Genomic DNA, 13,259 nt, shown 5'->3' with positions numbered 1-13,259 from the left:
CCACAATAGGCCCCGGCTCAGCGCCGCATCACTTCGTGCTGCGTCGCATCCGGGGCACGAAAGCGAGCTAGGCAATGGACGCACAAGTACAACAAACCGACCGCATCGGCGTGCTCGAAGAGCTACTCAACGAGCGCTACTCGGTGCGCGCCTTCCTGGCCAAGGAGGTCGATCGTGCGACGATCGAACATGTGCTGACCACCGCGCAGCGCACGGCGTCCTGGTGCAACAGCCAGCCCTGGCAGGTGATCATCGCCAGCGGCGAGGCGAAGGAGCGTTTCCGCAAGCTGATTTACGCGGAAGCATCCAGCGGACTCGGCGGCGATTATGATTTCACGCCGCCGCGCGAATATCTCGGCGCCTATCTCGAACGCCGCCGCGAGAGCGGCTTTCAGCTCTACAACACGCTCGGCATCGCGCGCGGGGACAAGGCGGCGTACGCGAAGCAGGCGCTGGAGAACTACAATTTCTTCGGCGCGCCGCATGTGGCCATCATCCACACCGATGAGCCGCTTGGTATCTACGGTGCGATCGATTGCGGCGCCTATGTCTCGAATTTCATGCTCTCCGCGCAGGCGCTCGGGCTCGGCACCATTCCGCAGGCGGCGATCGCGCGCCACTCCGGCCTGATCCGCCGCCATTTCAAACTGCCCGATGATCGCCGTATCGTCTGCGGCATTTCGTTCGGCTATGCCGACGACGCCCACAAGGTCAACAGCTACCGCACGTCGCGTGCGAGCGTGGCCGAGACCGTGACCTTCGTGGACGAGTGATCGAGGCGACGCGCGATGTGATCACGTCAGACGCGCGAAGACGGCCGCGGAAGCGGCCGCCTTCATCACGGTCTCAGTCCGATTGACGCCGGCCGTCAGCCGCCGCTGCCGCCGATCACGGCGCGAATGGTCTCGTCCGGCCCGAAATCCTCGGCGCCATCGACATAGAGCAGCGCCGCGAGCTTGGAGCGCGCACGGTTGACGCGGCTCTTGATCGTGCCGACGGCGCAGCCGCAGATCGAAGCCGCATCCTCATAGGAGAAGCCTGAGGCGCCGACGAGGATCAGCGCTTCACGCTGGTCCTGCGGAAGTTTTTCGAGCGCCGTGCGGAATTCCTCGAACTCGAGGTGGGCGTTCTGCGAGGGCTGCGTCTTCAGCGTCTTGGCATAGTTGCCTTCGGCATCCTCGACTTCCCGCCGCCGCTTGCGATAGTCCGAGCGGAACAGGTTGCGCAGGATCGTGAACAGCCACGCCGGCAGATTGGAGCCGGGCTGGAACGAGTCGATGTTGGCGAGCGCGCGCAACAGCGTCTCCTGAACCAGATCGTCGGCGCGATCGGCATTGCCGCTGAGCGAGATGGCGAACGCGCGCAGGCTGGGCACGGCCGCCAGGATGTCGTTACGCAGGGAGTCCGTGAGAGGCATTAATCCCTCCCATTGTTGTCGTTAGAGCCGCCACCATTTTCCACTTGGGGTGCCGCTCCCGGCGCATCAAGTTTCTTGATCAGTTCCGCGAACCGGTCCGGAACCCCCTGGCGCACCACGTCGTCGTACATGGCGCGCAGCTGGTGCCCGATCCGGGACTGGATCTCCGGAGTGAGCCCTCCCTTGCCGGGGGTCGTGCTTTTGCTGGCTTGAGACTTGAGATCTTTCATGACCTGTTCCACGTTTCCCCGAGTTAAGTGACTGTAAAATCGAGAAGTTCTCTCAACCGGGAGCCGTTCCCTGGATAGGCTCAATGCGAGCTGCGAGAAAAAGTTCCGCGCCCATGCGGAACTTTTCTAAGTCTGAGACGTAATCAGCCCAGCAGGGGAACCCGGGCCCCCCGCCTAACGCCTGCACGTCAAGGTCGGCCCGAAGATATATGGAGTGGGGATGTCCCGTTCACAGCTTGTTGCTGAACACTTGCCGTTGTTGCGCCGGTACGCACGCGCCCTGACGGGCAGCCAGTCCTCCGGCGACGCCTATGTCGCAGCCATGTTGGAAGCCATGCTGGGAGATCCGTCGGTGCTCGACGAGAGCCACGGGCCGCGCGCCGGCCTGTTCCGGCTGTTCACCCAGATCTGGAATTCCGTTTCCGTCAACGACGATTCCGAGGTGACGAACCTGCCGATGCCGCCGGAGCGGCGGCTGTCGAACATCACGCCGTTGCCGCGGCAGGCCTTCCTGCTGCTCTCGCTCGAGGGATTTTCGGAAGAAGAGGTCGGCTATATTCTCGGCACCGACGTCGGCGAGACGCGCCGGCTTGCCGATGCCGCAGGGCGTGAGATGGCCGCCGAGATCGCCACCGACGTGCTGATCATCGAGGATGAGACCTTCATCGCCATGGATCTCGAGAGCCTGGTGAAGAATCTCGGCCACAATGTCGTCGGCGTCGCCCGCACCCACGCCGATGCGGTCGCCTTGGCAAAGAACAGGCGGCCCGGCCTGATCCTCGCCGACATCCAGCTCGCCGACGGCTCGTCGGGCCTCGACGCCGTCAACGAGCTGCTCCGCACCTTCGAGGTGCCGGTGGTGTTCATCACCGCCTACCCCGAACGCTTCCTCACCGGCGAGCGACCCGAGCCGGCGTTCCTGATCTCGAAGCCGTTCCAGCCGGCGATGGTGTCGGCGGTGGCGAGCCAGGCGCTGTTCTTCCAGCGCAACTCCCGCAACCGCGCGCCGAAAGTGCCGGCAGCGTAAGAAGCGCCGGCGCCCGGCATTTGACGAAATCCCGATCCGGCGCGCCGCAAGGTGCGCCGGATTTTCGTTGACCCGGTTGCCTCGCTTGACGGCCATCGAATTCGCCGCTCATACCTCGCGCAGCGGCCGTTGCAGCCGCAGTGCAATCGGAGACGTGTTCATGGACCAGCAACTCCTCGACCGCCTCGCCATTCGCGACCTCGTCGAGAACTGGGCGGTGTGGCGCGACGCCGGCGATTGGGAGCGCTTTGCCACCGTCTGGCACGGGGAAGGCTGGATGTCCGCCACCTGGTTTCAGGGGCCGGCGCGGGATTTCATGCGGGTCAGCCAGGAGGGGTTCGCCAAGGGCGTCCGCATCCTGCATTTCCTCGGTGGCACCAGCATCGATCTCGAGGGGGCGCGCGCGATCGCGCAGACCAAGATGACCATCTCGCAGCGCGCGCCGGTGCACGACGTGCCCTGCGACGTCGTTTGCACCGGGCGCTTCTACGATTTCCTGGAGAAGCGGTCAGGCGCGTGGGGCATCGTGCGCCGCCAGCCGATCTACGAGAAGGACCGGATCGACCCGGTCGACCCCGCCGCGACGCTTCAGCTCGACCAGAAAGCCCTTGCCGCGCTGCCCGAAGGCTACCGCCACCTCGCCTACATGCAGGAGCTGATCGGGTACAAGGTCAAGCGCGACATGCCGGGCCTCACCGGGCCCGAGGTCGAGAAGCTCTATGCCGAGGGACGGGAGTGGCTCGCGGGAAAGGCGAACTGAACGCCAGACAAAAGTAAGGCGCGACTGGCATCACCACAGTCGCGCCCTACGTCGCCGGCTTATGGGGCAGGGGGGAATAGCCGGCTGTTGAGACGACTCCCGTCCGCCAAAGTCGTTCCAGGCGGTTGCAAAATTTTTCGCGGGCCATGTTTTTTCTCACGCCCATGCCTTTTTCGCACACGGTTAAGTGATCTTAATGACTGAGAACTCCCGGTCCTCTCCTTGCGTTGTTCCCGCGATCGCCATGGGGCGAGGGACCGACATCCATGTCACAGATTCAAAAGGTATTTTTAGGCGCCATCGCGATCGCCGCGACGCTTGGCGCCGTCCAGGTGGGCGCCGTGCAGCTGGCCTCCGGTCACGATCTGGCCGACCGCTGGCAGGCGGTCGCTGACAAACCGGACCATAACGTCAATCGCTCCAGCAAAGCTGACCGGCTCGCCGACATCAAGCAGGCGGAGGTTCCGACCCGCACCGTGTCGATGCGGCTGAACGATCTGGCCGACACGTCGGTGCTGCTGCGGGTCCCCGCGGTGATCGAGACCGGTAACGCCGCCAAGCCGCCGGTGCTGCTCCCGGACCAGAAGCAGAGCCGCAAAAAGCCGACGATCGCCTGCGAGCCGATGGTCAGCTCCCTCACCGAGGTCGCAAAACTGCTCCAGCCCGGCCGCTGCGTGACCTGATCGGAATTTGCCACGGAAAGTCGCCCTCCGCCCGGAGGGCAATTGCTGACGTCCACTTGATCCCCTGCCCCTCGCGTTATATCCCGGGTTTCTTCCCCTTTCGATTGACCGGGTAAACGCATGACGACGTCAGACACGGCTGTGCATACGCAGCCTTTCCAGGCCGAGGTTTCCGAGCTTTTGCACCTGATGGTGCACTCCGTCTATTCCGAGACTGACATCTTCCTGCGCGAGCTCGTCTCCAACGCATCGGACGCCTGCGACAAGCTGCGCTATGAGGCCATCGCCAGTCCGGCGCTGCTGGGCGAAGGTGACGCGCTCAAGATCCGGATCATTCCGAACAAGACGGCCGGAACGCTTGCGATCGCCGACAATGGCATCGGCATGGAGCGGCAGGAGCTGATCGACCACCTCGGCACCATCGCCCGCTCCGGCACCAAGGCCTTCGTGTCGAAGCTCAAGGAGGCCAAGGAAGGACTCGGCCTGATTGGCCAGTTCGGCGTCGGCTTCTATTCCGCCTTCATGGTCGCCGACAAGATCGTCGTGGTCAGCCGCCGCGCCGGCGAGAGCGACGTCTGGACCTGGACATCCTCGGGCGGCTCGGGCTTCGAGATCGCGCGTGCCAGCGAGGAGGATGCGGGCCGCGTGCAGCGCGGCACCGAAATCGTCCTGCACCTCAAGGACGAGGCGAAGAAATATCTCGAAGCTTACGAGATCGAGCGCATCGTCGGCGCTTATTCCGACAACATCCTCTTCCCCATCGAGCTCGTGCCTGAAGAGGGCGAACCGCGTCAGATCAATTCTGCAAGCGCGCTGTGGCAGCGCTCGAAATCCGAGCTCGCGCCGGAAGACTACAAGAAGGCCTATCAACAGATCGCCTCCGCCTTCGACGATCCCGCGATGACGCTGCATTATCGCGCGGAGGGGCGTTACTCCTACGCCGTGCTGCTGTTCTCGCCATCGACCAAGCCGTTCGACCTGTTCGAGCCGAACCGCAAGGGCCGCGTCAAGCTCTATGTCCGCCGCGTCTTCATCACCGACGATGCCGATCTGCTGCCGGGCTACCTCCGCTTCATCCGCGGCGTCGTCGACAGCGAGGATCTCCCGCTCAACATCTCCCGCGAGATGCTTCAGAACAATCCGCAGCTCGCGCAGATCCGCAAGGCCGTGGCGACCCGCGTATTGTCCGAGCTCGAAAGCCTTGCGGAGAAGGATCCGGAGAACTTTGCGAAGATCTGGGAGGCCTTCGGCGCGGTGCTGAAGGAAGGCATCTACGAGGATTTCGAACGCCGCGAAAAGCTGCTCGCGCTGTCGCGTTTCACCACGACCTCGGGTGAGAAGCGTTCGCTCAAGGACGTCATCGCCGATTTCAAGCCGAACCAGACCGAGATCTATTATCTGGTCGGCGACAGCATCGAGCGGCTGAAGTCGAACCCCCGGCTCGAGGCGGCGACTGCGCGCGGCATCGAAGTGCTGCTGCTGTCCGATCCCGTCGACGCCTTCTGGACGTCGATGCCATCGGAGTTTGACGGCAAGCCGCTGAAGTCGCTGAGCCAGGGCGATCTCAACCTCGATCTGATCCCGCGCGTCGACGAGGCGGACGAGGCGAAGAAGGACGAGCCGGCCGCCGACGAGGCCGCCACCATCGCCGTGATCAAGGCCGCGCTCGGCGAGCGCGTCAGCGACGTCAAAGCCTCGACGCGCCTTACCAGCTCCGCTTCCTGCCTCGTCGCCGACAGCCAGGGCCCGAGCCGCGAGCTCGAGCGCATCCTGTCCCAGCAGAACCGCGGCATGCGCACCAGGCCGATCCTCGAGATCAACCTGCGCCATCCGCTGGTGACGGCGATCACGAAGGCTCAGGCCGGCTCCTCTGCGGTCGACGACCTCAGCCTGCTCCTGCTCGAACAGGCGCAGATCCTGGACGGCGAGCTGCCGGAAGACCCTGCGGCGTTTGCGGCAAGGTTGAACCGGCTGGTGTTGCGGGGGCTCGGCGGGTAGCGGCCGCAGTGCACCGCACTCACCTTGCCGTCATCCGCACGCAGGAACGGTCGCCTCTGTCGTGGTGTTGTGCCATATGAGGCGGCCGGCATCCCGGCCGCCGACATGAACGATTCGAGGATTTCTCCATGCGTTTGCCGATCCTGACCCTCACTGCGATTGCCACGCTGTTCGTTGCGGCAGATGCCAGCGCCCAGACCTACGATCCGCGCTATCCGGTGTGCATGCACGTTTACTCGCCCGGCGGCTTCGGCGGCGGCGGCGATTATTACGACTGCTCCTTCACCTCGATTCCGCAGTGCCGCGCCACGGCTTCGGGTCGCTCGGCAAGCTGCGACGTCAATCCCTACTATGCCTTCGATGAACCGCCGCCGCCGCGCCGGCGCTACAAGAAGGTGCACTAGCAATCCGCAATGCGGATTTCAGGGGCATTTTTCATGCGTCGCTCATTCGGCCTGATCATGACCGTCGGTGCCCTGCTCACGGCCGCGCCGTCGCATGCGCAGACCTTCGATCCGCGCTATCCCGTCTGCATGCACGTCTATTCCGGCGCGAACGAGGGCGGCGGGGAATGGTACGATTGCTCCTTCACCTCGCTGCCGCAGTGCCGCACCACCGCTTCGGGCCGCTCCGCGAGCTGCGATCTCAATCCGTATTATCCGGTCAACGCACCGCCGCCGCGCTTGCGCCATAAGCGAGGCGGCTAGCGCTCAACGCCCGTTCGGCCGTCAATCCGACGGAGCATGCAGGACTAGCTGCCGTGAGGCGCCTTGTTGGCCGCGGTGGCGATCGCGTCGGTCAACTGCCAGGTCATCTTGTCCGTGGTCCAGTCGCTTGCGTGCAGCCTGCTATCGTCGCCGGGGTCGACCATGCGGTCGAACGAAATTCTTGCAACATCGTGCCAGCCCTTCATCAGTGCGAAGCGACGAAAGACGTTGACCCCCTTCGCATGCGCGATCTCGCTGATCGCCGCGACCATCGCATTCGCCTTGTCGGCCTTGGCCGGTGTCAGCAGCGCCGGCACATATTGCAGGTCCATCAGGATGACGTCGATCCGCTTGGCGCCGAGCAGCCGGTCAACGCCCTCACGGATGGCGTGCGTGGTGTCCTTGAACGCGGGCGGATCGGTGGATTGCCACACTGAATTGGTGCCGACCTGCCAGATGACGAGATCGGGGTTGAGATCGAAGACGTCATGGTCGAACCGCTTCAGCTCCAAAGGGGCCTCTTCGCCGCCAACGCCTCGGTTGACCACTTCGATCATGACATTTGGAAATCGTATCCGAAGGTCGGCCAGCAGCCGCTGCGGATAGGGAGCGATGCCTCCTTCGCCCGCCGTGGTCGACGAGCCGATCGCGACCACCTTGGCCTGTCCGTCCTTCAACCGGCGAGCAAAATTGGTCAGCGGCTGCTCGAACGGCGCGGCCTGGACGGGAAACTCAGACGAGTCGAGAGCCACAGGTCGTCTCCCTTTCGCAACCCGGACAATGCAGGGTAGAGAAGCCTAACCCGTTTACCCCGTGGCCGCCTAGCCTCGCGCGCCCGGATACAGGTCGCTACTCCTTCCTGATTCCCGACAACTCCACCACCTTGCGCCAGCGGTCGGTCTCTGCCGTCAGCATGCCGCCGAATTCGTTGGCATTGCCGTGCAGCGGGATTGCGCCGAGCCCGGCGATGCGGGACTTGATCTCGGCGTCGGAGAGGGCTGCATCGATCTCGCGATTGAGCAGATCGACGATCTCGCGCGGCGTGTCGTGCGGGGCGCCGACGCCATAGAACGACGAGGTCTCGTAGCCGGGAAGCGTATCGGCGATCGATGACACGTCCGGCAGAATTTCCGAACGCTCGCGCGTGGTGACGCCGAGCGCGCGCAGCTTGCCGGCGCGCACCAGTTCGAAGGATGAGGTAACGTTGTCGAACATGCCCTGGATCTGGCCGCTCATCACGTCGGTTAATCCGGGTGCCGAGCCGCGATAGGGCACGTGGGTGAACTGCACGCCGGCCAGTGACTTGAACAGCTCGCCGGAGAGATGCAGCGAGGTACCGATGCCGGAAGAGGCGATCGACATCTTGCCGGGATTGGTCTTGGCGTAGGCGATGAAGTCGGCGACGGTCTTCACCGGCAGGTCGTTGTTGACGACCAGCACCAGCGGAATTCGCGCCACGCCGGCGACCGGCGCGATGCCCCTGGCGAAATCATACGGCAGCGCCGGGTCGAACGAGGCGTTGATTGCGTTCGCGGTCGAGGTCAACAGCAGCGTGTGACCATCGGGGGCGGACGTGATCACCGCCTGTGTCCCGATATTGCTGCCGGCGCCGGGCTTGTTCTCGACGACGAAGGTCTGGCCGAGCCGGTCGGAGAGGCGCTGGCAGAGCAGCCGCGACAGCACGTCGGTGGCTCCGCCCGGCGCATAGGGCACCACCCATTTCACGCTGCGCGAGGGATAGGAGGGATTGCCGATAGCAAAGGCGCGCGGCGTGGCGAGCATAGCTGCGGCAGAGGCTGCAGCCTGAAGGAAATGTCTCTTGGTGATCATCACGCTCTCCAGCTCGCCTCGCCCCGCAAGCAGGGCAAGGGGGACACGCACAGCGCGCCCGACAACTGGCTTTGCTATCGCAAGAATTGCGAGGCCGCGCACGCCGATCCCACCGGCTTGGTAAAGGATGACTAGAGTTAATCACGCACTAACCCGCTTTTACCTTGTCTCTTAACACCTGGGCAGGGCGTGCGAGCTAAGCTGCCGGGAACCAGCACACACGTTCCGAAAGAATGAACGGCATGACAACCGGCGTCATCGAGCAACCGAAAGCCGCGCGCGCACCTTCTGCTTCGAAAATCTGGCTGAAGGCGATCGAGCTCACCGCACGGATCGAGACGTTGCCGGGCAGGCTGTTCGCCGACGTCGTCGATGATTGGGCGCAGCGCCAGCCCGATCGCATTGCGCTGGCCACCGATGACGCGAGCCTCGACTATGAGGGGCTTTCGAAACGCATCAATCGTTATGCGCGGTGGGCGCGCTCGGCCGGCGTGGCCAAGGGCGACACTGTCGCGCTGATCATGCCGAATGGCATCGACTATGTCGCGGCCTGGCTCGGCATCAGCCGGGTCGGCGGCGTGGTCGCGCTGATCAACACCAAGCTCGTTGGCCAGTCGCTCGCGCATTGCATCGGAGTCGCAAAGCCCGCTCACGTCATTGTCGCACACGAGCTCAAGGATGCACTGGACGGCGCGTCGCCGCACCTGAAGACGGAAGCAAAGGTCTGGACCCATGGCGATGCTCGCTGCGAGCGTGCGATCGATGTCGCACTTGCCGCCCTCGATGACGGGCCGCTTTCGCCGGGCGAGCGTGGCGATGTCACCATCGACGACCGGGCCCTGCTGATCTACACGTCAGGGACCACCGGCATGCCGAAAGCGGCCAGCATCAGCCACCGCCGCATCCTCAACTGGGGCTTTTGGTTTGCCGGCCTTACCGGCGCGACGCCGCAGGATCGGCTTTACGATTGCCTGCCGCTGTTCCACTCGGTCGGCGGCATCGTCGCGCCATGCAGCATGCTCGCTGCCGGCGGCTCGGTGGTGATCGCGGAAAAATTCTCAGCCTCGAATTTCTGGCCCGACATCGTGCGCCACGACTGCACGTTGTTTCAGTATATCGGCGAGCTCTGCCGCTATCTGCTCAAGGCACCCCCGTCGGAATACGAGAACCGGCATCGCCTGCGGCTCGTTTGCGGCAACGGCCTTCGCGGTGACATCTGGGACGATTTTCAGGCGCGTTTCGCCATTCCGCGCATCCTCGAATTCTACGCGGCGACGGAAGGCAATTTCTCGCTGTTCAACGTCGAGGGCCAGCCCGGCGCGATCGGCCGCATTCCGCCGCTGCTCGCGCATCGTTTTCCTGCCGGTCTCGTCAAGCTCGACCCCGATAATGGCGCGCCGCTGCGCAATGCAGAGGGATTTTGTATCCCCTGCGCGCGCGGCGAGGCTGGCGAAGCCATAGGCCGCATCGGCACGGCGGATGAGGGCGGCGGTCGCTTCGAGGGCTACACCGAGGCGAGCGAGACCGAGAAGAAGATCCTGCGCGATGTCTTTGCCAAGGGCGATTCCTGGTTCCGCACCGGCGACCTGATGCGCCTCGACGAGAAGGGCTTCTTCCACTTCGTCGATCGCATCGGCGACACCTTTCGCTGGAAGGGCGAGAACGTCGCGACCTCGGAGGTCAACGACGCCGTGCGCGATTTCACCGGCGTGATCGACGCCACGACCTACGGCGTCAGCATTCCCGGCACCGATGGTCGCGCCGGCATGAGCGCGATCGTTGTGAACGAGGGCTTCGCCGTCGAGGCGCTGGCCGCCCATCTCGCACAGCGCCTGCCGGCCTATGCTCGCCCCGTCTTCATACGCATCTCGCGCGAGCTCGATGCGACCGAGACCTTCAAGCAGAAAAAGGCCGAGCTCGCGCGCGAGGGATTTGATCCGGGTGCGGTCTCCGATCCGCTGTTCATGCTGGACCCGCAGACCGGTACCTATGTCGTGCTGGACGCGGAGACGTATGCGCAAATCGACGAGGGTACGATCCGGCTCTAGCCGCGCGAAAATTCGGAGATAGGTCCAATTTTATCCGAATTGTCCAAGAAGCCATTTACTTCTGTCGGGTAAACAAGCGGCCAAGGGAGGCGGTCATCAAGAACCGCCGCAACACGAACGACAACAGAAGCGAGCCAGCCATGTCGGTACGGTCTAAGGTCATTGAAGCGATCCAGCAGATCGCCAAGGAGCAGCACGTCGCGCTTCCCGCACTCTCGGACGATCTGTCCCTCCACGAGACGGGCTTCGACTCGCTCGCCTTCGCCATCCTGGTGGCGCGCCTCGAGGACGAGACCGGCGTCGACCCCTTCACCATTTCCGAGGACGCAGCGTTCCCCGCCACCGTGGGCGATTTCGTGCGGGCCTATGAAAATGTCCCCGCGTGAGATCTTTGCGCTTCGCGACTATCTCGGCGCGGAGCTGACCGGCCGCACGCTGTCGGATGCGTACGATGCCGTGTCGCTGACGGATATACTGTCGCAGACGGTCCTGGGTGGCCGCCTGCGCGAGCTGTCCGGCCGTGCCGTGCTGCTGAAATTGTCCGACCAGCTCCGTTCGGGCCTTGCCATGATCGAGCTCGACGGTGTGGCCCGCCGCATGCTGCTGTGCCCGCCCGATCTCAACCCCGCGCATCTCGACGCGCTGATCGCGGACGCCGGGATCGATGCCGTCGTCACCGACGAGCCCGATCGCTGGGCCGAGACCGGCGTGCCGTTGGTCGTCACCGCACAATTGCCGCGTCAGGCTACCGCACCGGCCATGACCGAACGCGCCACGGAATGGCTGATGCTCACTTCGGGCACGTCGGGCGTGCCGAAAATTGTCGGCCATACGCTGGAAGCACTCACCGGCGCCATCGTCGCCGAAGGCCCAGCGCGCGGACCCGCGCCAGTATGGGCGACGTTCTACGACATCCGCCGCTATGGCGGCCTGCAGATATTCCTCCGCGCCGTCCTCTCGGGCGGTTCGATGGTGCTGTCCGACCCGCATGAGGCGCTCGCCGATCACGTCACGCGGCTGAACGCGCGCGGCGTCTCCCATATCTCCGGCACGCCCTCGCACTGGCGCAAGCTGTTGATGAGCGGCTCGGCCGCGCAGTTCGCGCCGCGCTATGTCCGCCTCTCCGGCGAGATCGCCGACCAGGCGGTGTTGGACGGGCTGAAGGCGGCGTTTCCGAATTCCTCCGTCGGCCATGCCTATGCATCGACCGAGGCCGGCGTCGGCTTTGCCGTCAATGACGGGCTGGAAGGCTTTCCCGCCGACTATCTCGGCAACCGCAACGGCGTCGAGATGAAGGTCGTCGACGGCTCGCTCCGCATCCGTTCGACGCGCACGGCGCACGCCTACATCGGCCGCGACGCGGCTGCGCTCACCGATGCAGACGGCTATGTCGACAGCGGCGATGTCGTCGAATTGCGCGGCGACCGCTACTATTTCGTCGGTCGCCGCGGCGGCATTATCAATATCGGTGGGCTGAAGGTTCACCCCGAAGAGATCGAGGCGGTGATCAACCGTCATCCCGACGTGTGGATGTCGCGGGCGAAGTCACGCAAGAGCCCGATCACCGGCGGCATCGTCGTCGCCGACGTGATCCTCGCCGACGGCACCGATCCGGCGCGCGCGAAAGAGATCCGCGACCAGATCCTGGATCAGTGCCGCGCGCAGCTCGCGTCCCACAAGGTGCCGGCGGTGATCCGCTTCGTCGAGGCGCTCGACGTCACGCCGGCCGGAAAACTGGCGCGCACCGATGCATAATGTTCTCGTCACCGGCGGCAGCCGCGGTATCGGCCTTGCGATCGGCCAGCGCCTCATTGGCGCCGGCTACAACGTGATCGCGGCGGCGCGGCGCGAGAGCGACGAGCTCAAGGCCGCGATTGCCGGGTCGGAGGGGCGCCTGCATTTCCGCGCCTGCGACCTCGCCGTAATCGACGCGATTCCGACCTATGCAAAGCTCGTGCGCGACGAATTCGGCCCGATCTACGGCCTCGTCAACAATGCCGGCCTCGGCACCGAAGGCCTGCTCGCGACCATGCACAATTCCGAGATCGAGGCGCTGGTGCAGCTCAACGTGCTGTCGCCGATCATTCTCACCAAATATGTCGCGCGCCAGATGATGGCCGATGGCGCCGGCCGCATCATCAACATCTCCTCGATCATCGCGACGACAGGCTATAACGGCCTGTCCGTTTACGGTGCGACCAAGGCCGCCGCCACAGGCTTCACCCGTTCGCTCGCGCGCGAGGTCGGCAAGCTCGGCATCACCGTGAACGCAATCGCGCCCGGTTTCATCGACACCGAGCTGACGCACAATCTCTCCGACGACAGCCGCAAGCGCATCGCCGGCCGCAGCGCGCTGCGCCGCCTGCCGGAGACCGACGACGTCGCGCGTATGGTGGAATATTTGCTGGGGGAGGGCGGTCGCAATGTGACGGGGACTGTGTTCACGGTCGACGCCGGCAACACGGCGTAGGCGGAACTCCACCGCCACAATTGCGTTGATCCCGCGCAATGACATCATCCGGATTTGGTCGTAAGATACCTCGCAATCGATTGGTGTTA

At 64.4% G+C, this 13,259-nt stretch carries 15 protein-coding genes; 11 read left to right on the top strand and 4 right to left on the bottom strand.

Annotated features, from left to right (window positions below; all coding sequences use genetic code 11):
- The first annotated feature begins 74 nt into the window (after nt 1–74).
- Complete coding sequence (locus tag C7G41_RS01830; RefSeq protein WP_106940969.1) at nt 75–773, top strand: nitroreductase; 699 nt, start codon at nt 75–77, stop codon at nt 771–773.
- A 95-nt stretch (nt 774–868) separates the two neighbouring features.
- Here C7G41_RS01830 and C7G41_RS01825 read toward each other — a convergent pair whose 3' ends face one another.
- Nucleotides 869–1,417 carry a sigma-70 family RNA polymerase sigma factor gene (locus C7G41_RS01825; RefSeq protein WP_084251855.1) on the bottom strand — a complete coding sequence of 183 codons (549 nt, stop codon included), beginning with the start codon at nt 1,415–1,417 and terminating at the stop codon, nt 869–871.
- A complete protein-coding gene (locus C7G41_RS01820; protein ID WP_027565572.1) occupies nt 1,417–1,647 on the bottom strand; it encodes a NepR family anti-sigma factor in 231 nt (76 codons plus the stop codon). The genes C7G41_RS01825 and C7G41_RS01820 overlap by 1 nt, the downstream gene beginning before the upstream one ends.
- A gap of 220 nt (nt 1,648–1,867) precedes the next feature.
- Between C7G41_RS01820 and C7G41_RS01815 the strand changes: the two genes are divergently transcribed.
- The 6 genes from C7G41_RS01815 to C7G41_RS01790 all read left to right on the top strand — a co-directional run bounded on the left by C7G41_RS01815 (nt 1,868) and on the right by C7G41_RS01790 (nt 6,822).
- Nucleotides 1,868–2,674 (top strand): response regulator, encoded by an 807-nt coding sequence (locus tag C7G41_RS01815; RefSeq protein WP_027565571.1) that lies wholly within the window; start codon nt 1,868–1,870, stop codon nt 2,672–2,674.
- Between the two features lie 160 nt (nt 2,675–2,834).
- Nucleotides 2,835–3,434 carry a nuclear transport factor 2 family protein gene (locus C7G41_RS01810; protein ID WP_106941458.1) on the top strand — a complete coding sequence of 200 codons (600 nt, stop codon included), beginning with the start codon at nt 2,835–2,837 and terminating at the stop codon, nt 3,432–3,434.
- 266 nt (nt 3,435–3,700) lie between these two features.
- Nucleotides 3,701–4,117, top strand: coding sequence for a hypothetical protein (locus C7G41_RS01805; protein ID WP_106940967.1), 417 nt, complete (start codon nt 3,701–3,703; stop codon nt 4,115–4,117).
- A gap of 120 nt (nt 4,118–4,237) precedes the next feature.
- A complete protein-coding gene (gene htpG / locus C7G41_RS01800) occupies nt 4,238–6,115 on the top strand; it encodes a molecular chaperone HtpG (RefSeq protein ID WP_106940966.1) in 1,878 nt (625 codons plus the stop codon).
- A 128-nt stretch (nt 6,116–6,243) separates the two neighbouring features.
- Nucleotides 6,244–6,519 carry a DUF3551 domain-containing protein gene (locus C7G41_RS01795; protein WP_106940965.1) on the top strand — a complete coding sequence of 92 codons (276 nt, stop codon included), beginning with the start codon at nt 6,244–6,246 and terminating at the stop codon, nt 6,517–6,519.
- A 33-nt stretch (nt 6,520–6,552) separates the two neighbouring features.
- Nucleotides 6,553–6,822 carry a DUF3551 domain-containing protein gene (locus tag C7G41_RS01790; protein WP_106940964.1) on the top strand — a complete coding sequence of 90 codons (270 nt, stop codon included), beginning with the start codon at nt 6,553–6,555 and terminating at the stop codon, nt 6,820–6,822.
- 44 nt (nt 6,823–6,866) lie between these two features.
- Here the strand turns inward: C7G41_RS01790 and C7G41_RS01785 are convergent, their stop codons facing one another.
- The gene (locus tag C7G41_RS01785) at nt 6,867–7,574 is read right to left on the bottom strand and encodes an SGNH/GDSL hydrolase family protein (protein ID WP_106940963.1); all 708 of its coding nucleotides are present in this window, start codon (nt 7,572–7,574) and stop codon (nt 6,867–6,869) included.
- Between the two features lie 97 nt (nt 7,575–7,671).
- A complete protein-coding gene (locus tag C7G41_RS01780; protein ID WP_106941457.1) occupies nt 7,672–8,652 on the bottom strand; it encodes a tripartite tricarboxylate transporter substrate binding protein in 981 nt (326 codons plus the stop codon).
- A gap of 233 nt (nt 8,653–8,885) precedes the next feature.
- Here C7G41_RS01780 and C7G41_RS01775 point away from each other — a divergent pair, with 233 nt between their 5' ends.
- The 4 genes from C7G41_RS01775 (at nt 8,886) to C7G41_RS01760 (ending at nt 13,170) form a co-directional block, all read left to right on the top strand.
- Nucleotides 8,886–10,700, top strand: a complete 1,815-nt coding sequence (locus C7G41_RS01775) for a long-chain-acyl-CoA synthetase (protein WP_106940962.1) — start codon at nt 8,886–8,888, stop codon at nt 10,698–10,700.
- Nucleotides 10,701–10,840: 140 nt separating this feature from the next.
- Nucleotides 10,841–11,086 (top strand): acyl carrier protein, encoded by a 246-nt coding sequence (locus tag C7G41_RS01770; protein WP_007597226.1) that lies wholly within the window; start codon nt 10,841–10,843, stop codon nt 11,084–11,086.
- Nucleotides 11,073–12,455 carry a class I adenylate-forming enzyme family protein gene (locus C7G41_RS01765; protein ID WP_199198079.1) on the top strand — a complete coding sequence of 461 codons (1,383 nt, stop codon included), beginning with the start codon at nt 11,073–11,075 and terminating at the stop codon, nt 12,453–12,455. The genes C7G41_RS01770 and C7G41_RS01765 overlap by 14 nt, the downstream gene beginning before the upstream one ends.
- Complete coding sequence (locus C7G41_RS01760) at nt 12,448–13,170, top strand: SDR family NAD(P)-dependent oxidoreductase (protein WP_106940961.1); 723 nt, start codon at nt 12,448–12,450, stop codon at nt 13,168–13,170. Before C7G41_RS01765 ends, C7G41_RS01760 begins: the two co-directional genes overlap by 8 nt.
- The last annotated feature ends 89 nt before the right edge of the window (nt 13,171–13,259 follow it).

Source organism: Bradyrhizobium sp. MOS002 (genome assembly GCF_003020115.1).
In the GTDB taxonomy this organism is placed as follows: Bacteria; Pseudomonadota; Alphaproteobacteria; order Rhizobiales; family Xanthobacteraceae; genus Bradyrhizobium.
Note: the sequence above shows the minus strand (reverse complement) of the source record. Positions and strands in the feature narration are given on the sequence as shown.